Raw genomic sequence first — 18,399 nt, forward strand, 5'->3', positions numbered from 1 at the left:
TATGCTCCAGCGCACGCTTGCTGGCGCTGACGGTCGGTGGACCGCCGCTGAATTGCAGTTTCCGCTTGGCTTGAATTTGCTGCACCACCCAATAACCCGCGCCGAGGCCAAAGATGAGATGCAGCGCGATGGAGACGCCGAGAAAGCCAGCGGACCAGGCTTTGCGCTTGGTTTTTGGGGAATCAGTCGGAGCAGTCTGATCCGACTGATCTGTCCGAGGAGACAGATTCGTCGGCGCGGGAGGTAGTTTGGGCGCTACAGCGCTCGGTACGGGTATTTTGGCTGCGACGGCGGGTTTTGGCGCGGCAGTCACCACGGGCGCTTTCAGCGCCTCAATCGCCGCGAGCAGCTTTTTCCGGTGTCCGAGCGCGGTGATGCCCATTTCACGCAATTCCTCCGCATTGAGCGTGAGCAGCACGTCCGGCGTGATGGCGTTCGCCGCGAAGACTTCAGCGAGTTCGCTGAGATCGTGCGTGGCGAGCCATTCGCGGATGTCCGTGGGCGGGGTCATATATCTTCGCCTTCTTCGCCAGAGTCGGTGACGGTGACGTTGGTGATCTCGGCGGCGGCGAGGGCGTCGAGTGTGTCCACGAGGCGTGCATACTTCGCCTCAGGCTCACAGATGATGGTGACGAGCACGGGCGTTTTTGCCGCGTCGCCACCTTGCTTCAGGCGCATGAGGCTGGCGGTGAGGCGGGGCATGAGGTGCTTGCCCACGGGGTCCATCGGCTCGTCGTTGAGCAGCACTTCGCCGTTTTCGGCGATGTTGATGATGATCTCGTCGGTGAAGTCGGCGCTCTTGCTGCTGTCCACGGTGCCGGGCAGTTTTTGATTCAATTCGCGCTCTACTTTGACCGCGCCGGCCATGACCATGAAGAAAAGCATGATCACAAACACGACATCGATCATCGGCGCGATCTGGAAGCCCAGATTGCCGTCGCTGTTGGCGTTGGGGTCGAAGCGTTTCATTCTTTGTTGGAGGTAGAAAACGAAATGTCGGCGATGCCTGCCTCTGCTGCGGCATTCATGGCCCGGGTGACGACGCGGACGGGGCCGTCGCGGTCGCCGCGGATGACGACGCGGAATTCGGGATTGCTGCCTTTGGCTCCGGTTTTGTCGCTGACTTTTTTGGCTTCGGTGAGCACGGGGATGAGCTTGGCGAGGTCGGTGTAGGGTTTGTCGTCGTAGGTGTAGATGGCCTTCTTTGTCGGCGCATCCCAGCGCACGTTGATGATGGCCTCGGCGCGCATGTTGTCCTTTTTGATGCCGTTTTGTGCCACGGGCAGGGTGATGGCCTTATCGACCTTCAACACCTGCGCACTGGTGATGCTCATGAAGAAAATGAGCAGTACCAGCAGCACGTCGATCATTGGGGCGATTTGAAATTCGGGCTCGCCGTCGCCACCTCCGCCTCCTCCAGCCATAATAGTTTAGATTTGAGATTTCTGATTTGAGATTTTCCCACCGCGATCACGCGTGGGCCGCAGCCTCCGGTGCCACATACCATTCGGGGTCGGCGGCGACGATTTCTTCATCGCCGATGTGAGCACCATCGAGCTTGTCATAGGGCATCTTGCGCAGCAGGTGCGCGACGGTGTCCTGGATGTCATGCAGCACCTTGGCACCGCGATTGCGCAGCCAATAATACGAGGTGAAGGCCGGGATGGCGATGAAGAGGCCGGAGGCGGTGGCGACGAGCACTTCACCGATGGCGGCGGAGAGCCCACTGGGGTCGCCGATGCCGCTGCTGCCCAGCACGGCAAAGGCGCTGATCATGCCCGTGACGGTGCCGAGCAGGCCGATCATGGGCGTGCAGACGCCGATGACGCTGAGGTAGCTGACAAAGGTCTGAATGCGGGAGTTTTCCTTGGTCATCTCGGTGATGATGGCTTCCTCGGTGGCTGTTTTGCCTTCGCCGAGGGCGCTCACTGCCATGCGGGTGACGTTGCAGAAGGAGGAGTTGTTGGCTTTGCAGTAATTGTAGGCATCGACGTATTTGCCAGCGCGGAAGAAGTTCTTCACGGCTTCAACTTGCTCCGCTGGCAGCATGCGTTTCGGCGAGGTGACACGCATGAAACCATCGCCGATGAGGTAGAGCGTGAGCATGGAGCACAGGCCGATGGGGAACATGACCCAACCGCCTTCTTCGATCTGCTCCCATAAAGTCTTGGTGTGCACAGCAGGAGCTTCGCCGGGTTTGGCCGCAGGCGGTGTTTCTTGCGCGAGCGTGGCGGCACTGGCTCCGATGATGAGGGCTAGAATGAGGAGTGGGCGGTTCATGGTGTTCTGTTAGGGGAATGATGAAGATTCGTTATTTTGCGTCAGCGAGGGCGGTGCGGCGTTTTTTCCACGCAGGTAGGAGTGTTTGGGCTTTCGGTGCTTCGGGACTGCTGGGGCGGGTTTTAATGAGGTCTTCAAGGGTGGCGATGGCGCGGTCGTGGTCTTCGAGGCCCCAATAAGCCTGTGCTGCGCCAAACTGCGCAGCGGTGCTCAGCGCCTGCTCATCCGGCGTGAAGACCGGCAGCTCCAAAAAGGCTTTGAGAGCGGCTGCGTGCTCTTTTTTCGCCAGCAGGCACAATCCGTGTGCCAACGAGGCCGCAGCGATGGTGCTGGGCCGCGTGCTGTCTTTTAAAAGAGTGGTCGCCAGTGACAGCGCTGTGGAGTGGTCCCCGGCACGAGCGGCGATCACCGCACGAATGGCCTTCGCATCCGCTGCGAGCGCTGCGTACGTGGTTTTTTCAAAGCTGCTGACGAGCGCCGCTGCCTCCACATCTTTTCCGAGTGCTAACAGCCCATGCGCCTGTAGCACGATCAAATCCGGCCAGAAACTGCCCGGCAGCTCCCCAAACGGCTCAGCGGCCTTCACCGCAGCGAGGATGTCATTGAGCACTGTCGCAGCTTTTCCAACGGCGAACTGCGCTTGGGCACTTTGCAGCACTGGAGGCAGTGAACACTCGACTTTGCTGATCTCCGTGAGTGGCGTCTTGCGCTCCACGATCATCATTTTGCCATCTGGACCCGGCGTTTCAGCCGTAGCAACGATCACCTCGCCCTCACGCCGAAAAGCCTTCGCGGTGAGTGTCTGCCCATTGCTGAGCACCAGCGAATCGGCGAAGGCGGCCGAGGAAAATAGACCCAGGACGAATGAAGCGCATAGGGCACTCGATTTTGCCGCAGAGGGGCAGAGGAGCAGAAATGGCAGAGAATTCAAAAGGCTCTGCGCCCTCTGCCTCTTTGCCCCTCTGCGGTGAATCCGAACGGCCTGAAAAACTCTATTGTGAATGAAGATACTCATGAAGCGACTCCCCATTGTTGCAGCATTTTGCGAGCCTGTGTTTTGGTTTCAAAACCGATTTTTTCATGCCGCAGCACCTCCTGGAGGTGGGCGGTGGCCTCTTTGCGTTTGCCAAGCTGGTCAAAGCACTGTGCGGCTTTGATGTAGGCTTTCTCGACCCATGGCAGATACTTTTGATAGGCGACGAAGACACGCTGATAAAACGCGACGGCCTCCGGCAGCCGCTTTTGTCGCTCCTCGACCTCACCGAGATAATACACGGCCTGGGCAGTGGATTCGCCGCGCCACTCACGCGTGCTAGCGACTTGCTCGAAGAGCTTTTTGGCTTCGCTGTAACGGCCGACTTCGAGAAGAGCAATGGCGCGGCCGAGCGTGCTTTCTTTGGCCTTGGCACCGGCATATTCGTCGGCAGCAAGTGTGTAGTGGTCGAGCGCGGTCTTCGCGTCGCCTTTGGCTAGCGCCATCGCCCCGAGACCGGTGTAGGCGTAGTCAAGCCAAGGGCTTTTGAGGTAGGTGTCCTTGAGGTGATTATAAAGGACGGCGGCTTCGGCGGTGAGCTTCTTGGACTGCAAATACTCGCCGGCCAGTGCGAGGAGCTGTGGGCTGAGCGCCTCGGGCTTCGTGACGGCGATCTTGCTCATCAAGTCATCCGCCTCCGTGTTCTTTTTCAGCAGACGCAGCAACTCCACACGGACAAATTGCAAACGCGGACGGCCACTGGCATCTGCGCTGGCTTCGAGCGGGGCGATCTGCTTTTCCAGCTCTCCCATGGCGTCCCACGGCGGTGGTGGTGGCGGTTCGGCAGCGCTGGACACGAGGACCGGCTGCACCGCCTCGGCGGGCGGTGTTTTGGCACGCGGACGTTTCCAGCAGAGCTGGGCGAGCTGCTGGAGTAGCATTTCGACGGACTCATTCTTCGGCGCATTGAGGCTGCGCTTGAGCTGCTCGGTGATGATCTGCTTGGCCTCGTCCACCTTGCCTTCTTTGGTCTTCGCCTTGCTGATCCAGTAGATTCCCGCGACGACGCTGCTGTGGTCCGGTTTGTCCTTGATGAACTGCTCCCACATCTTCGAGAGCTGGGCCATGTCGCCGAGTTTTTGCAGCAGGCGGCTGGCTTCGTTGAGCGCGTAGTTCATGACCTCGTCGGTGGCGGCTTTTTTGGCGGCGAGCTGGAAGGTGTCGGCGGCTTCTTTGTTTTTCTCCAGCGCGGCGAGGCAGTCGCCTTTTAAAGAGAGCACCTCGGGCTCCATGATGCCGCCAGGGTGCTCCTTCGCCCACTTCGCGGCATCGGCGATGACTTCGGCGTAGAGATTGGCGGCGTATTTGCAGATCATGAGCCGGTATTTGGCGTCCTCGGCATATTGGGAGCGTGGGTGCGCTTTGAGGAAGGCTTCCACCGTTTTCCAACCCGCTTCATACTTGCCCTGAAACACTGGGATGATGGCGGCGCGGTATTTGGCCTCTTCGAGGGCGGGGCCTTTGGGGAATTTGGTGATGTATTTCTGGTAGGTGCGCAGCGCATCATCCAGCTCGCCCAGACTGAAGTGCGCACTGCCAAGCATGAGGTACATTTGATCAATGAAGGTGCTGCCAGGATGCACGTCGATGAGCGTGCCAAAGAGCGAGGCCGCGCCTTTCACGTCACCCGCCTGGAGTGCCACCGCGCCTTGCACGTAGGCCACGGTGCCCGCGTTTGCGCCCTCGGGGAACTCCTTCAAATACTGCGCACAGAGTTGCTGGCAGGTCTTCACCTGCATGACATCCGCGTAGCCGATGACGCAGCTAAAGAGAGCGGCCTCCCTTTCCTTCACAGCGGTCGGATAGCGCTGCATGAGGCGCTCGCTGACGAGGATGGACTCCCATTTTTTGTCGCGCCCATACCAGCAGCGTGAGCTGCGCAGCATGAGACCCGGCATGTAGTCCGGCAGCTTCTCAAACTCCGTCAGCAGCGTCCGCGCCTGCTCTAGCACGGGTGCGAACTCCGCATTCTGCCCCAGCAGCGTGACGGAGGCCTGCGGACTCCGCGCGGCGGCCTGCTCATTGGCAGCGATGCGGCGCTCCAGGAACTCGATGCGCTGCTTTTGAAACGCGATGACCTCCGCCGGTGGCAGCACTTTCAAATAGGTGCGTGAGGCCTTCTCAAACTGCTCCTTCTCCGCCAGTGAGTCACCCACCGCGACGATGAGCGAATTCAGCGCGACCACATTCTCCACGAACTGCCGCCGCGCCACGAGCTGGTCGATCAGCGGCTCCAACTCGGCTACTTTGCCCGCCTCCGCACGTGCCTGGGCCAGCAGCAGCGCCCCATTCGCCTGTACGGTGTTATTGATGCCGCCAGCGGTGAGCTTGGACAGCGCCTGCTCCATTTCCGCGAGCTTGCCGGTCTCTTTAAAGCACTGCGCCTGAATCGCCAGCGACTGCTCCCGTATGGAGGGATACTGCTCCATTTCGGCGAAGAGCTGCGCGGCCTTGTCATACTCCTTGTTGGAGTAAGTAGCCCGCGCCACGGCCAAGCGAGCCTCCGCGACCTTTTCGTGCTTCGGGAACTCCGCGACGAAGCGGCTGAAGGACGTGATGGCCTTCGGAAAATCCGGCACATTGAAAGCCGCAGCTCCCACGGTGTAATAAACGGGTGCCAGCTTTTGCTTCGGCGCCTCCATGGCCTTTTTGTCAGGATAGCCATCCACCATGGCGATGACCTTCTCCATCTCCTCCATCGCCTTGAGCCATTCTTTGTTCCCAAAAGCCGCCATGCCGCGGTTGAAGCCGAGCGTCATTTCTTCGACCGTTTGAGCGTCAAGCTGCCCCTCGGCCATAGTTTGCGCTCTGCTAACACTGAGCGCGGCGCACCACGCAGCGAGGATGAAAATGCGGAATGGCCTCATGCTGGAAATCAAAGTGAGCGGATAGGTGAAGCGAAGACTTGGTGGTGGCAGAATAACGCTTGGCGGGTTGTTTCATCAGCGAGACTCCCAAAAATCAGCTACTTTGGACAGCTTTTTTTTGCTCGTGCGGCATTTTCATGACTGCGCCACCCGCCAGGGGTGACGGGAGAGCAGAGTGGTGGGCACGCGCAGCATGAATGGCGTGCCGTTGCTGTCGGTGCTACCAGCCGAGCTACAAGGATAACAAAGGTGGGAAGGACCGGAAGGGTGCCCGGAACTGAAAAGCTGCCGTGACGTGACGGCAAGGACTGCATGACGAGGGAACGCGGGCCGCCTATCCTTGCGCAAGTCGCAGGGAGAGGAGAAACAGAGCCGTGGCGGTGGTGGTCATGAACGGGCGGAAGAAGGCAGAGAAGGCCCGGAGGTCAAGGCTGCGCGTCAAGGCGGTCAAGAAGGTGGCTGATGGATCGGCTCCACCGTGACTTCATCTGGATTTCACATAAAAGAGGATGACTCGCGAAGGTCCGTGCCGCTAGACTGCCGCGCATGAATGGCATTTTGGTCTTTTTAAAACGTCTTCTGCTCGCCGCAGGAATGATTCTACCTTTGAACTCGCTGATCATGGAGTTCACCACGCGGTCCTGCGCCTCGACACTCTGCGATCCCATCCCGACCTGGACGCATGTGCTGCTGGTGCTGCTGATGCCTGCGGCCATCTTTTCACCCTGGATGGCCCGACGGAAGCCAGGAACGTTCTGGGAACCTGCGGGAGCCTTCCTGCATGGCGCGGGGTTGTTTTCCTCGATCCTCTATGTGCTGGCGATGGGGCCGATGAATCTCGCCGGGCTGATCATGCTACCGTTCACGCCCTTGTTCATCTTCAGTGGGGTTCAGGGCTTGTTAGTACTTCCACTCGTCTTGGCCGCCTTGGGGCCATTGGCGGCGCTGGTGGCGTGGATCATGACCTTCGTGATCGCACGTCGGCAGCCGCAGGGGATAAAACATGTGGGGTTGTGGCGAGGCGGACTGGTGGCTGGTTTGCTGGCCGTCGTCGCGGCAGAATGGCGGATGGTGAGCGTGCATGGTGACATTCAGAACGCACTGCGTGCCGTGCAATCACAGGAAGGCGATGCCGCCAAGGAACTGCCCAAACTGCGGACGACGTGGCGGCAGGAGTTTCTGCTGCGCTTGTGCTACACGGGTGGCGGCGCGGGGCATTTCGGGCCGCTGGGGCATTTGTTTGATCGTGGCTTGATCCGCCAGGGACTCAGCAGGCTCGGTGATGAATCCATTCGCACGGGTTCCTTTGACCGCGAGACGCTGAGGTCGCTCTACTTCCGTGTCACGGGCTCACCTTTCAGTGATGTGCCGCCTCCCAGCGGTGTGTTGCGGATGCGTGAAGGCTTTCGCATGGTGGAGGATGAGCGTTTTGAAACCTTCGCGTGGGACGAAGATCGCGGCAGTTCCGAAGTTGGGGCACGTATCCGCGGATTGACGATGCAGTCGTCGCGCATGGACTGGCATGTCGATGCGGACTCTGCGCTGGCCCATGGCGAGTGGACGCTGGAGTTTCACAACAAGCACCGCAACGCCCAAGAGGCCCGCTGCCAGATGCTGTTGCCGCCAGGAGCGTGCGTCTCGCGGTTGACGCTGTGGATCAACGGTGAACCGCGTGAGGCGGCCTTTGGCGCGCGCTCACAGGTCACGCAGGCCTATCGTCAAACTGTGGTCGTGGACCGTCGTGATCCCGTGCTGGTGAACATGGCAGGGCCTGACCGTGTGCTGACACAATGCTTTCCCGTTCCGCCGAACGGCGTCATGAAAATCCGCCTCGGCATCACCGCCCCCCTGGATGCGCAGGCTCCGGCGGCCTTGTTCATGCCTTTGATCGTGGAGCGGAACTTCAGCATCCCGACCGCGGCAAAACATGCGGTGTGGGTGCAGTCACCGCAGCCGCTGGAGGTCGCGGGAACGTGGAAAGACGCCGCCGCCACGCAGAATGGCGCATGGACGTGGCAGGCGGAGGTGCCGCAGGTTGAGTTGGCGAAATTGAACTTTGGCGTGAAGCAAACACCGCTGCCGAAGGTGTGGACGACCGATAAACTCGCCGGCAACGAGCCTCCCATCGTGATCGTCGAGCGTTCTCCTGCCACCAACACCACCGAAGGCACCCAACGCCCCGTGTTTGTCATCGTGGATTCCTCGGCAGGCTTGCAAAAACACGCGGCGACGATCCGCGGAGCGTTACAAAAGCTGGCCGCTCAGGCCCCGATGACGATCTGGACCAGCACCGATGGCGCGGCGGTCGAAGTGCCTGTGGCGGAGATCGAGAGCCGTTTGCAGGATGCGAACTTCGCCGGTGGCCGCGATGCCGTGCCCGCCTTCAAAGCCGCGCTACAACGCCTGCGCAGCTCCTCGACTCCAGCGACGATCATCTGGCTGCACGGACCGCAACCGGCGGAACTCAGTCGCAAGGAAGTCATCAAACAATTACTGGAGCGTGGCGGCACACCACCGCAGATCCATGCGCTGGAGCTGGAACACGGGCGGAACAAGTTGTTGGAGGAATTGTACGACGCAGCGCCGGTTTTCGGTGGTTTGCGCTGGAGCGGTGATGACGCGGCAAAACTCACCGCGACACTGCAAAGCATCCACACCGGGCCAGCGACGGTTTCCCGTGTCTCTCGTGCAGCCACACCGCCTGCGGATGGCAAAGAAGTGTGGGACCAACTGGCCCGCCACGCCGTTTTCCGTGAAGTGATGGCCGTGTTCCAGGGACGTGAGCGTGTTCCCGAAGATCAGGCCAAGAAGGCTGCGGCGCATCAATTGGTGACACCGTACTCCGGTGCCGTCGTGCTCGAAAATCAGCAGCAATACGACCGCGCTGGCCTCAAGCCCGTGGATGCCGACAGTACGCCGCAGATTCCCACCAACGCCGCGCCCGAACCTTCCAGCTTGCTGCTGCTGGTGCTGGGATTGCTGGCGTTGAACCGGCGGCGGAGGTGAAGCGGTCAAAGCTGCGCCGTCAAGAAGTCAAGACGGTGGACGCATGGCCTCTTGACCACGCCTTGACTCTCTTGACTACTCCTTGACCTCCTCATGACCAAATTCCGCCCCTGCATTGACCTTCACGACGGCCACGTGAAGCAGATCGTCGGCTCGTCGCTGCGCGATGATGGTACTGGTTTAAAAACGAATTTTGTGAGTGATCGCGATGCAGCGTGGTATGGCGAGCTTTACCGGCGCGATGGCTTAACGGGCGGACACGTCATTCTGCTTGGCAAAGGCAACGAGGATGCGGCAAAGGCGGCGACAAAGGCCTTCCCCGGCGGTTTGCAGGTCGGAGGCGGCATTCGGCCATGCAATGCGGCGGAATATCTCGATGCCGAGGCGAGCCATGTGATCGTGACGAGCTATCTTTTTGAAACCGACGGCACATTCAGTGAAACACGGCTCGAAAAGATGGTCGCAGCCGCTGGGCGGGAAAAACTGGTCATCGACCTGAGTTGCAAGGCCACGGCGAAAGGTTGGACGGTGGCGATGAACCGCTGGCAGACGCTCACAACACTGGAAGTGACGCCGGAATCACTGAAATGGCTCGCAGGCCATTGCGCTGAGTTTTTGATCCACGCTGTGGATGTCGAAGGCAAGTGTGAGGGCATCGACGAAGCGCTCGTCAGCTTCCTCGGTGAGCATTCGCCGATCCCGATGACCTACGCGGGCGGGATTCGGCATCTGGATGATTTGAAGCGCATCGACGAACTGAGCCGTGGCCGCGTGGATGGCACGGTGGGCAGTGCGCTGGATTTATTTGGCGGCTCCGGTGCCAAATACGACGAATTGGTGGCCTGGAACCGCCGTACTGACTGAACCATGAAAATCATCCGCTACTCCGACTCGCAGGGAACCATCGCTCACGCTGCCCAACAGGCCGATGGATCGGCGCTGGTCATTGAAGGTGACATCTTGGGCAAACATTGCGTGACGGCACGCAAAGCGGAGGTGGCGAAGGTTTTGGCACCGATCCAGCCGTTCGCGATCATCTGCATTGGGCTGAACTACAAACGTCATGCGGAGGAGACCAAGGCGGCGATTCCCCAGCATCCGGTGGTGTTTATGAAGCTGCCGAATGTGATCCAGCATCCGGGCGAGCCGATTCTGCTGCCGATACATCTGAAGAGCGACAAAGTGGATTACGAATGCGAGCTGGCGGTCATCATTGGCAAAACGGCGAAGAACGTGAGCCGTGCGGACGCCTTGAAACATGTGCTGGGCTACACCTGCGCGAATGACGTGAGCGCCCGCGACTGGCAGAAGCAGGGCGGTGGCGGCCAGTGGTGCCGTGGGAAGACCTTTGACACGTTTTGCCCGCTGGGGCCGGTGCTGGTGACGGCGGATGAGATGCCGAATCCGAACAGCCTCGCGATCAAGACAGTGCTCAATGGCGAGACGATGCAGGACTGGAACACGAACGACATGATCTTCGATGTGCGGACGCTGATCGAATTCCTCAGCGGCAGCACGACGCTGATGCCAGGCACTGTGATCCTGACCGGCACGCCGCATGGCGTTGGCATGGCACGCACACCGCCGGTGTTCATGAAGGATGGGGATGTGGTGAGCGTGGAGATCGAAAAGATCGGCACGCTGACGAATCCGGTGCGGGATGAAGCGTGACAGCCGCAGTTGATGGTGCGTGGTTGATAGTTGATGGTTTGAATTACAAGCCGCGCAAAGCGATGTTCGAGAATCAGTCAATCAACCATCAACACGGTACCAACCGTCAGTCCTGTGCCTTCTCCAATTCGGTGATCAGACGTTCGTAGCGTCGCTGCGGGCAGCATTCTTCGAGCAGGGCACGGAGAGCAGTCTCGCAGCGAATGAAATGGAAAGCGATGATGTCGCAGACGGTTTCAGCTTCGTCCATGATCTCCAGTTCCTGCCGCAGCAACTGCATGTTTTCACAACTGTCGTCGGTGGGATGCGGCAGCAGGGCGAGCGCCTTTGATTTCAAGATCTGCAACGTCTTCAACGGAGCCGTTTTCGTGAGGATTGATTCCACGCGGGCGATGCGGAACGGCAGCAACTGATCCCAGCCGGTGATGCGCACACGGGTGACGCCGTAGAGCATGACCTGCGAGGTGCCGTCGGCATTTTTAACCGAGGCACGGATGAGCCCGGCCGTGGTCACCGGTTGCACCTCGTCCGCGCCGCAGGGAGCGCCGATGCAGAACATGCGGTCGGAGTGAAGCGCATGATCAAGCATGCGGCGGTAGCGTTCCTCGAAGATGAACAGCGGCAAATGGCAGCCGGGAAACAAATAGCAGCCGTCGAGCACGATCATCGGCAGCGTGTCCGGCAGAGTGAATTGTTTGGCTGAGAATGTCTTCGACGAGATGTCCATGAATCGGATGCGACGGGATACGCACGTCCCGGGCGCATGGTTCCGTGTTTCCGGCCTCAAGCAAACGATTCACTCAAAGCGGAACGAATACACGTCGGCATCCTTGAGCACCCAGCGCAGGCGGACGGGCTTCCCGGCAATTGCAGACACGTCGCTGCCAGCTTTCCAGCCGATGACGCGGTCGATGTCGTCATAGGTGATGGTCTGGCAGTCTGCCAAGGTGAAGCCGGGCATGGGTTTGCCGTCGATGTCCTGAATTTCGATGGCCACGGAACCGGAAGCACCAGTGGCGAGATTCAAATGCAACGCCTTGCCGGTGAAGGTGACGGGCTTGGTGGTCATCTCGCCGCCAGCGTAGTCGGCATGGAGCGAAGCAAAGCCGTCGAGGCGCAGAGTAAAACGTTGCAGCAGCGCAGCGGTCTGGCCGTAGTGACGCTCGACATACATGGACATCTCCGATTTGCCGGTCTGCACGACGCCACAGGCGGGATAGTTGCTGCGGCTGGTCCAATTGCGGAAATGCAGGCCGGGACGCACGAAGCCTTCCATGAAGCTGCGATTGAACTCATGCGTTCCGGCTCGGCTGGTCATCAGCACGGCCTCGGAGCAGTCCTGAATCAGCGCGGGATAGACTTTCGTGTCGTCAGCGAGGTATTTCTTTGCCTGATCATCGAGCACTGTCTTTCCAGGCATGAAACGCGCGGCCGTGGAGATGTAGAGGTGCGGGGCGTTGAAGTAAGGATTCGTCTGGCTGATGTAGATCTGATCCACCAAAGGCTGATCGCTCGTCATCTGTACAGCATCAGTCCAGGTGAGGAAATCCTTGCTCGTGGCACGACTGACCCAGCGTACTCCGGTGGGTTTCCAGGTCTTCTCATCAATGACACCGCCGGTGAAGACGCGGAAGTAGGCCACGTAGCACTGCTCTGCATCCGACCAGAACGACACGTTTTGCGAATCGAACGCGCCTTTGGTGATGACCGGCACATCCTGCATCTTGCTCCAATGCAGTCCATCTTCGGAAACGAAGGCGCTGAGGCCGCCGTGTTTACCACCGAGACCGGCGAGAGCCTTGTAACGCTGCTCCTTCGGCACGCCGGGCCGATGGTCGATGAACGGGGCGAAGTTGTGCGTGTAGGGGGCCAGATTGGCGAGCATGACGTTGTTGTCCTTGCTGCCGTTGATCTCATGCAGGCCGAGTTTCGGCTTCACCCAACGAATGCCATCCTCAGACTCCGCGTAGCAGGTCACTTCACCGGTGCTGCCGTCCTTGAAGCCCGCATTGCCACGATAGTACATCTGAAACTTCTTCGCCTCGGCATTATGAATGACGGTGATGTAGGCACTGAAGCGGCCTTCCCACGGCTGGTCAAATTTCACAGCGACACCGGCTGCCTCGGGATGATGCAGTTGCAGCGTGGTGCCTTTCATCTGGTCGATGAGCAGCTTGTCCACGAACAACTCGCGACGTGAACCGATGTTAGTGACTTCAGCAGCAAGGGCGGTTTGACAGAGGAGCATAAGGCAGAGGAAGAAGCGGATCATGCTTTCCATACAGATCGTGCAACGGCGTTGTTGCACTCGCCAACGCGTCTGCCGCTGCCTTGCCGCCCTCGGTGGTGCGCCCGCCAGGAATCGAACCTGGATATGCGGCTTCGGAGACCACCATTCTATCCGTTGAACTACGGGCGCTTGTTTTCGGGGTCGATGCTTCGCATGTGCGATGAAGAGCGGCAAGTCGTTTTCAGGGCGATGTCGGCGGCTGTTAGATCAGTCGCCCCCACAACCGCCGCAGCCGCCCCCTCCACAGCCACCACCACACCCACCGCCTCCGCTGCTGCCACCACAGCCGCCGGAACCGCAACCGCCGCCGGAACCTGGAGCCTGATAGTGGATAACGTTGTGCAACGGTTGATAGCTGGGAGTGGCCAGCGCGGTGGAGCCGCCGATGGCAACCGCCATCGCCGCAAGTGTTGGATCAAGATCATGCCTACCGTCCCGCTCGACCAGCGGGCTGATGCGTCGCCGCAGGCTGAGCCGGTGCCAGAGCGCTTCGCCTGCTACGGTGCGTTTTTTCATGAGGGACATGCGCAGACAGAGCACGAGAACACTGATGAACAGGCAGACGATGAGAAAAAACACCGGTTTATCACGGCTGATGCCGATGCAGACCTTGATCACACCGGCGATGAGCATGAGCAGCATCGGCAGCGCCACCAGCCAGCTCAGACGGGTGAGCTGCGGTGGCAGGAAAACCAGGCCACGCTCGGCAAGGGATTCCTGCATGGCCTGCGTCAGCGGGATGAGCGCCTTGCGCACATGCCGCACCTCGGCCCTGCCGCTGGTGGGCAGCGCCTGCCACACCTGATGCTCGACGGGATGCAAGTCCGCCGTGTCTCCTTCCAGCGCAGCGCCAATGGTGGCGCGGCCATTTTTGGGTGTGTCGAGTTTGAGCAGTCCACGTGTGAACAAGGCCGCCAGCGCGGCATCCACCATGCGACGACCGCCGCCGCCGAGGAAGGCGATCTCATACGGGTCGGTCAGCGGTTCATCGCTCAGTCGCTCCTGCCTGTCAGAGCGTGCGTTGTGCAGGATCAGCAGTGAGAGAAGAAAGGCGAGGCCGAAGCCGACGAGGTACAACTTCAGAAACTCCTCACCGCGATAGTCGAAGACGTTCAGCTCACTGCAACCGGCCAGCGTCAGCACCAAGATGACTGCTACAGCGGCGGGAATGACATAGCGTGGCCGCAGGTGCTTCAGCCAGGCCGGCTTCGGCAGCGTCCAGTGACGTGAGACATCCACCCAGCGGTTGAGCTTGGGCTTGAAGCATTCCTCCGCACTCGGCCAGATGTCGGCAGGAGGCTCGGAGCCGAAGATGCGACGGTAGCTGGCGAGCGTGCGCTCGTATTGCAGGTGGAACTTCACGCTTTCATCAAGACCACCGGCAGTGGGTTCGTGATGCAGCGGACGTCCGAGCACGTTGGCGCAGAGGTCCTGCCAGTAAGACCGCGTATAGACGAGGTGCAGGTGCCAGACCTGATCGACCACCTCGGACGGCGTCACCGGATGACCGGCGTGCAGCGCCAGCAGGAGGAAGCGCTTGTATTCCTGGATCGCGCGTGCCGTGAAGGCCCGAGTCCAGCCGTTTTCTTTGCTTAGCCGTGCCGAGAAATCGAACACCGCGTTGTTGTTATCGAGCTGGAGACCTTCCAGCTTCACCCACATCGCCTGAACCTCAGGCGTCCATTGTGTTTGGCTCATAGTTTGTTTGACGGTGAACGGATCACTCAAGGCCCGCAGGTTTGCACGATGCTCAATGTGACAAATCCGTCACGCAAACACTAGGCTCCACTGCAATAGGCTCACAGCAGCTTGTGCTTCACCTCACCCGTCTTGGCGGCGGTCTGGAACTTGTTCCAGCGGAAGGGCTCAACGATCTGTCCCCAGAAATGCCTTGGCATGGCCGCGTTGATGCCGATCTCGGCCGGCGGACGGCGACTGGTGTCATCGTAGTAAGTCCCGAAGATGAGGTCCCACAGCATCAGATTCTCACCGTAGTTCTTGTTGCCTTCGCGTAGGTCCATCGAGTGATGCCAGCGGTGCAGGCCGGGGGTGTTGAAGATGTAATTCAGCCAGCCGAAGCGCATCTGGACGTTAGCGTGCGTCAGGAAGCCGATGTAGGCGGTGATGGCACCGAACCAGAGTACCACATCCTGCGGCGCACCGGCCAGCGCCAGCAGCGGGGCGGAGAAGATCATGCTCTTGAGCGTGTCGATGATATGGAAGCGGCCGGTGTTGAAGAACCAGAGCTTCTTCGAGCTGTGATGCACCGCATGGAACCACCACAGCGGCATCCATTCATGCGCCACACGATGCGCCCAGTAGAGGCCGAACTCGGCCACCACGAGGCCCAGCACGACTTGGAAGAACATCGGCCAGTCGTTCGGCCAGAAACCGGTCCCCTGCTCTCCCCCGACCACACTGGCAAGACCCAGCCAAGTCATCGAGACGATGAGCAACTGTACGAACGATTTGGTGAAGGCCGTGTGCGCCAGATCGGGAATTTCCTGCCCGTCCGAATGCAGCCAGCGCTCCTCATGCGGGTAAACGCGCTCCAGCACGTACAGCAGCGCCGCGAGGCTGAAGTAGGTGATGTTGAAAGCCAGCGGGCCGTGACCATTCGCGATGCCGATCCCGGTGGGAATCAGGGCGGCGACGAGAATCAAGGGCCAGAGCAGGTATTCGAAGAGCGTGCGAAACATGGGAACCTTTTCAAAGCAAGAAACAGGCGGTTTTCCAGTGCGGATATGGCTAATGACATCTCCTCGCTTGCACTCGCACGCGCCGCGTGTTCGATGCGCGGCCCATGAAGTCTGTCATCGCCACCTCGCCCGGAGAACTCGCCATCCTCGACACACCGCAGCCGCAACCGGGGCCGTATCAGGCGCTGGTGCGCACGGAATGCGCCTGCCTGTGCAACCGCACCGACTCCGAACTGCTCGGCGGCACGTTTCCGGGCATGGAGGACAAATTCCCCTTCGCCCTCGGCCATGAAAGCGTCGGCATCGTCGTCGCCGTCGGTGAGAGGGTGAAAAACTTCCGCGTGGGGGATCGTGCGGTCGGTGGACTCGTCTTCGATCTGCAACAAGAGGGCGTGGATTCCGGCTGGGGCGGCTTTGGCGAGTTCACGCTCGCGAATGATCACGATGCGATGGTCGCCGACGGCGTGGCCGATGAAGCGCATGGCTGGGTGGAGGTCTTCGAGATTCAAACCCGCGTCGATGCCGACATTCCGCCCGAGCAGGCCGTCCTGCTCTGCACTTGGCGCGAGGTGCTGGGTGCGTTTCGCGATTTCCACCTTCAACCCGGCGATGACGTGCTCATCTTCGGTGCCGGACCGGTCGGTTTGAGCTTTGTGAAGCTCGGACGCTTGTTCGGCCTCGGCTGGATCGGCATCGTGGACCGTCATACCGACAAACAGGCCAAAGCCCTCGCCTTTGGTGCCGATGCAGCCTTTGCGCCCGGCGATATGGAGATCGGTGAACTCGCCAGCATTCGCGGCAAGAAACTCGATGCCGTCATCGACGCCGTCGGCCATCCCGACATCGTGCAAAAAGGCCTGCCACTGCTACGCCGTGGCGGATCGCACTGCATCTACGGCGTGCTCACCCATGGCGTGCTGCACATCGACAAGTCGAAAGCTGACTTCAACTTCAACCTCTTCGTCCACCAGTGGCCCACCCGCCGCTACGAGAAGGAATCCCAAACCGCGATCTGCCAGTGGATTCGCGAAGGCAAACTCACCGCCGCTGATTTCATCACCCATCGTTTCCCGCTGGAGCGCATCGCCGATGCATTCAAGGCCGTCAGCGAGCGGAAGGTGATCAAGGCGTTGCTGGAGTATGTGAATTGACGTGAAGAGGGCCCATTCTTCGGCGGAGTACTGCGGATTAAAATCCGGCCCCCTTCGATCCTGTGTTCACTTCCACAAATTCCTCCAGCCTGTGTCCATCGCAAAGCAGAGCGGCTTGTCGCTTGCGAACGTCAGTCTTCGAGAGGTTTTCGAACTGGTGGTCGAGAACGTTGTCCTGCTCTTGCCGTCAGCGGCAATGAAAATGAGCTGGGCAATGGTGACACCTTCGGCCAGCGTTTCGAGCAGCGTGTCACGCGTGACCGGCGCGACATAGTGCACTTCGTATTTGCCGGACGGATGGCGTATGAAGAAGTTGTCGGCCTGCTCCTTTCGATGGCGCAGGTTCTGACCGCTATCCTTGAAGTGATAGATCATGTCATCGCCAAAACGAAGATTGCCGAGCCAAAAACTGGTGCCGTTATAGGCAGCTTCGGGGAGCGTAAACATCTCATAGCTTTGCAGCAGGTTGGCATGCACTGGATTAGTGGTGTGCAGAAGGTGAAATGTTTTTTTGGTCTGAGGATTGGAAAAATGGGGACCGCTAACTGGATTGAAGGTCAGTACACCATCAGCAGTGTCCCATTGCTCAATGCGCAGGCCGGAACCCACGTCACGCTGCGGCGGCCCGAGCTGTGTGATGAGCGTGGCTCTGACTTCGTCCGAATTCTTGCCTTGCAGCATGGCGGCAAGCGTCTGAATCGCGGGAGGAGCACCCGCAAGATCCTCAGCCACCATCCTCGCCGCAGGCAGTATCAGCAGCAGCGTCAGGGCAACCACGTTTAGAGTCTCTCTGGGTAATGAGCACCACTTGCGGACAATCCAGCCGATCAACCAGCCCAGCAACGCCCCCATCACGGTGCAGACGATCACGCCGACGCCCATGAGGAAGAGCACGATCATTTCCCCCATCGCGCTGGATTCGTCGCTCATCGTGTCCGGGATGGGAGCGGTCCAGAGGTGGTAGCAGTACCATGCGCTGCTGAGTGCCGCGACGAGAGCGGTTCCAACGATGTAGGGCCAGATGCGCCGACGTGGTTTCACGACGGCAACAGAAGCGGGCATCGAGGGCGGCGCGGGAGGTGTTGAGGCAGGATTCATGCGCGTTGGGAAGTGGGTTCGTGCGCCGTGGAGGTTGGCGGAACCTTTTGCCGCACCTGCTGGAAGGCACCCCATGCCAGCAAAGCCAAGATGGCCATGATATGGGCGGGCATGAGCATTTCAAACGCACTGCCCTTTCCAAACAGCAGGCGTAGCAGGAGATAGAAAGCGCCGCTTCCGACGAAGGTCCAGGCCGCGAACGCGATGGGAATGCCTCCCAGCCAGGTGATCAGCGCAATCGTCGTGGCAAGGCCGCCGAGCAGGAGCAGTGTGAACCACGGCTCCTTGTCCCGGACCAGGTAGT

16 protein-coding genes and 1 tRNA gene are annotated in these 18,399 nt (G+C 59.9%); 4 read left to right on the forward strand and 13 right to left on the reverse strand.

Annotated features, from left to right (window positions below; genetic code table 11):
- From ACKVY0_RS00205 to ACKVY0_RS00230, 6 genes are all read right to left on the reverse strand, one after another.
- Positions 1 to 511: SAM domain-containing protein (locus tag ACKVY0_RS00205; RefSeq protein WP_409212764.1), on the reverse strand; the 511-nt coding region annotated here is incomplete at its 3' end.
- Entirely contained in the window at positions 508 to 969 is a 462-nt protein-coding gene (locus tag ACKVY0_RS00210) for an ExbD/TolR family protein (protein WP_409212765.1), read from the reverse strand. The genes ACKVY0_RS00205 and ACKVY0_RS00210, both read right to left, overlap by 4 nt.
- Positions 966 to 1,424 (reverse strand): ExbD/TolR family protein, encoded by a 459-nt coding sequence (locus ACKVY0_RS00215; protein ID WP_409212766.1) that lies wholly within the window; start codon positions 1,422 to 1,424, stop codon positions 966 to 968. Before ACKVY0_RS00215 ends, ACKVY0_RS00210 begins: the two co-directional genes overlap by 4 nt.
- 46 nt (positions 1,425 to 1,470) lie before the next feature.
- Positions 1,471 to 2,280 (reverse strand): MotA/TolQ/ExbB proton channel family protein, encoded by an 810-nt coding sequence (locus tag ACKVY0_RS00220; RefSeq protein WP_409212767.1) that lies wholly within the window; start codon positions 2,278 to 2,280, stop codon positions 1,471 to 1,473.
- 31 nt (positions 2,281 to 2,311) lie between these two features.
- Positions 2,312 to 3,211 carry a tetratricopeptide repeat protein gene (locus ACKVY0_RS00225; RefSeq protein WP_409212768.1) on the reverse strand — a complete coding sequence of 300 codons (900 nt, stop codon included), beginning with the start codon at positions 3,209 to 3,211 and terminating at the stop codon, positions 2,312 to 2,314.
- Positions 3,212 to 3,291: 80 nt separating this feature from the next.
- Entirely contained in the window at positions 3,292 to 6,180 is a 2,889-nt protein-coding gene (locus tag ACKVY0_RS00230; protein WP_409212769.1) for a tetratricopeptide repeat protein, read from the reverse strand.
- Between the two features lie 546 nt (positions 6,181 to 6,726).
- On the opposite strand from ACKVY0_RS00230, the gene ACKVY0_RS00235 reads away from it, so the two are divergent.
- The 3 genes from ACKVY0_RS00235 to ACKVY0_RS00245 all read left to right on the forward strand — a co-directional run bounded on the left by ACKVY0_RS00235 (position 6,727) and on the right by ACKVY0_RS00245 (position 10,857).
- Positions 6,727 to 9,186, forward strand: coding sequence for a VIT domain-containing protein (locus ACKVY0_RS00235; RefSeq protein WP_409212770.1), 2,460 nt, complete (start codon positions 6,727 to 6,729; stop codon positions 9,184 to 9,186).
- 93 nt (positions 9,187 to 9,279) lie between these two features.
- Positions 9,280 to 10,050, forward strand: coding sequence for a phosphoribosylformimino-5-aminoimidazole carboxamide ribotide isomerase (hisA, locus tag ACKVY0_RS00240; RefSeq protein ID WP_409212771.1), 771 nt, complete (start codon positions 9,280 to 9,282; stop codon positions 10,048 to 10,050).
- A gap of 3 nt (positions 10,051 to 10,053) precedes the next feature.
- Positions 10,054 to 10,857, forward strand: a complete 804-nt coding sequence (locus tag ACKVY0_RS00245) for a fumarylacetoacetate hydrolase family protein (RefSeq protein WP_409212772.1) — start codon at positions 10,054 to 10,056, stop codon at positions 10,855 to 10,857.
- Between the two features lie 106 nt (positions 10,858 to 10,963).
- Here the strand turns inward: ACKVY0_RS00245 and ACKVY0_RS00250 are convergent, their stop codons facing one another.
- The 5 genes from ACKVY0_RS00250 to ACKVY0_RS00270 form a co-directional block, all read right to left on the reverse strand.
- Positions 10,964 to 11,584, reverse strand: a complete 621-nt coding sequence (locus ACKVY0_RS00250; protein WP_409212773.1) for an LON peptidase substrate-binding domain-containing protein — start codon at positions 11,582 to 11,584, stop codon at positions 10,964 to 10,966.
- Between the two features lie 69 nt (positions 11,585 to 11,653).
- Positions 11,654 to 13,105: a hypothetical protein gene (locus ACKVY0_RS00255; RefSeq protein WP_409212774.1), complete on the reverse strand. Its 1,452-nt coding sequence runs from the start codon at positions 13,103 to 13,105 to the stop codon at positions 11,654 to 11,656.
- A 96-nt stretch (positions 13,106 to 13,201) separates the two neighbouring features.
- Positions 13,202 to 13,276: transfer RNA gene (locus ACKVY0_RS00260), tRNA-Arg, on the reverse strand.
- 78 nt (positions 13,277 to 13,354) lie between these two features.
- A complete protein-coding gene (locus ACKVY0_RS00265) occupies positions 13,355 to 14,845 on the reverse strand; it encodes a TIGR04222 domain-containing membrane protein (RefSeq protein WP_409212775.1) in 1,491 nt (496 codons plus the stop codon).
- A gap of 101 nt (positions 14,846 to 14,946) precedes the next feature.
- Positions 14,947 to 15,846 (reverse strand): sterol desaturase family protein, encoded by a 900-nt coding sequence (locus tag ACKVY0_RS00270; RefSeq protein ID WP_409212776.1) that lies wholly within the window; start codon positions 15,844 to 15,846, stop codon positions 14,947 to 14,949.
- A gap of 104 nt (positions 15,847 to 15,950) precedes the next feature.
- Here ACKVY0_RS00270 and ACKVY0_RS00275 point away from each other — a divergent pair, with 104 nt between their 5' ends.
- Positions 15,951 to 16,997 (forward strand): zinc-binding dehydrogenase, encoded by a 1,047-nt coding sequence (locus ACKVY0_RS00275; RefSeq protein ID WP_409212777.1) that lies wholly within the window; start codon positions 15,951 to 15,953, stop codon positions 16,995 to 16,997.
- 66 nt (positions 16,998 to 17,063) lie between these two features.
- On the opposite strand, the gene ACKVY0_RS00280 is transcribed toward ACKVY0_RS00275, so the two are convergent.
- Both ACKVY0_RS00280 and ACKVY0_RS00285 read right to left on the reverse strand, forming a co-directional pair.
- Positions 17,064 to 18,095 carry a hypothetical protein gene (locus ACKVY0_RS00280; RefSeq protein ID WP_409212778.1) on the reverse strand — a complete coding sequence of 344 codons (1,032 nt, stop codon included), beginning with the start codon at positions 18,093 to 18,095 and terminating at the stop codon, positions 17,064 to 17,066.
- Positions 18,092 to 18,399, reverse strand: a 308-nt coding sequence (locus ACKVY0_RS00285; protein WP_409212779.1) for a hypothetical protein, incomplete at its 5' end; no start/stop codon positions are given. The genes ACKVY0_RS00280 and ACKVY0_RS00285, both read right to left, overlap by 4 nt.

Origin of the sequence: Prosthecobacter sp. (assembly GCF_046154365.1) — a bacterium.
Classification (GTDB): Bacteria; Verrucomicrobiota; Verrucomicrobiia; order Verrucomicrobiales; family Verrucomicrobiaceae; genus Prosthecobacter.

Bases quoted from the DNA above. Each gene is read 5' to 3' on its own strand.
- ACKVY0_RS00265 (WP_409212775.1), bottom strand. From the start codon at position 14,845: ATGAGCCAAACACAATGGACGCCTGAGGTTCAGGCGATGTGGGTGAAG.
- ACKVY0_RS00230 (WP_409212769.1), bottom strand. From the start codon at position 6,180: ATGAGGCCATTCCGCATTTTCATCCTCGCTGCGTGGTGCGCCGCGCTC.
- ACKVY0_RS00270 (WP_409212776.1), bottom strand. From the start codon at position 15,846: ATGTTTCGCACGCTCTTCGAATACCTGCTCTGGCCCTTGATTCTCGTC.
- ACKVY0_RS00245 (WP_409212772.1), top strand. From the start codon at position 10,054: ATGAAAATCATCCGCTACTCCGACTCGCAGGGAACCATCGCTCACGCT.
- ACKVY0_RS00235 (WP_409212770.1), top strand. From the start codon at position 6,727: ATGAATGGCATTTTGGTCTTTTTAAAACGTCTTCTGCTCGCCGCAGGA.
- ACKVY0_RS00275 (WP_409212777.1), top strand. From the start codon at position 15,951: ATGAAGTCTGTCATCGCCACCTCGCCCGGAGAACTCGCCATCCTCGAC.
- ACKVY0_RS00255 (WP_409212774.1), bottom strand. From the start codon at position 13,105: ATGCTCCTCTGTCAAACCGCCCTTGCTGCTGAAGTCACTAACATCGGT.
- ACKVY0_RS00220 (WP_409212767.1), bottom strand. From the start codon at position 2,280: ATGAACCGCCCACTCCTCATTCTAGCCCTCATCATCGGAGCCAGTGCC.
- ACKVY0_RS00250 (WP_409212773.1), bottom strand. From the start codon at position 11,584: ATGGACATCTCGTCGAAGACATTCTCAGCCAAACAATTCACTCTGCCG.
- ACKVY0_RS00210 (WP_409212765.1), bottom strand. From the start codon at position 969: ATGAAACGCTTCGACCCCAACGCCAACAGCGACGGCAATCTGGGCTTC.
- hisA (WP_409212771.1), top strand. From the start codon at position 9,280: ATGACCAAATTCCGCCCCTGCATTGACCTTCACGACGGCCACGTGAAG.
- ACKVY0_RS00215 (WP_409212766.1), bottom strand. From the start codon at position 1,424: ATGGCTGGAGGAGGCGGAGGTGGCGACGGCGAGCCCGAATTTCAAATC.
- ACKVY0_RS00280 (WP_409212778.1), bottom strand. From the start codon at position 18,095: ATGAATCCTGCCTCAACACCTCCCGCGCCGCCCTCGATGCCCGCTTCT.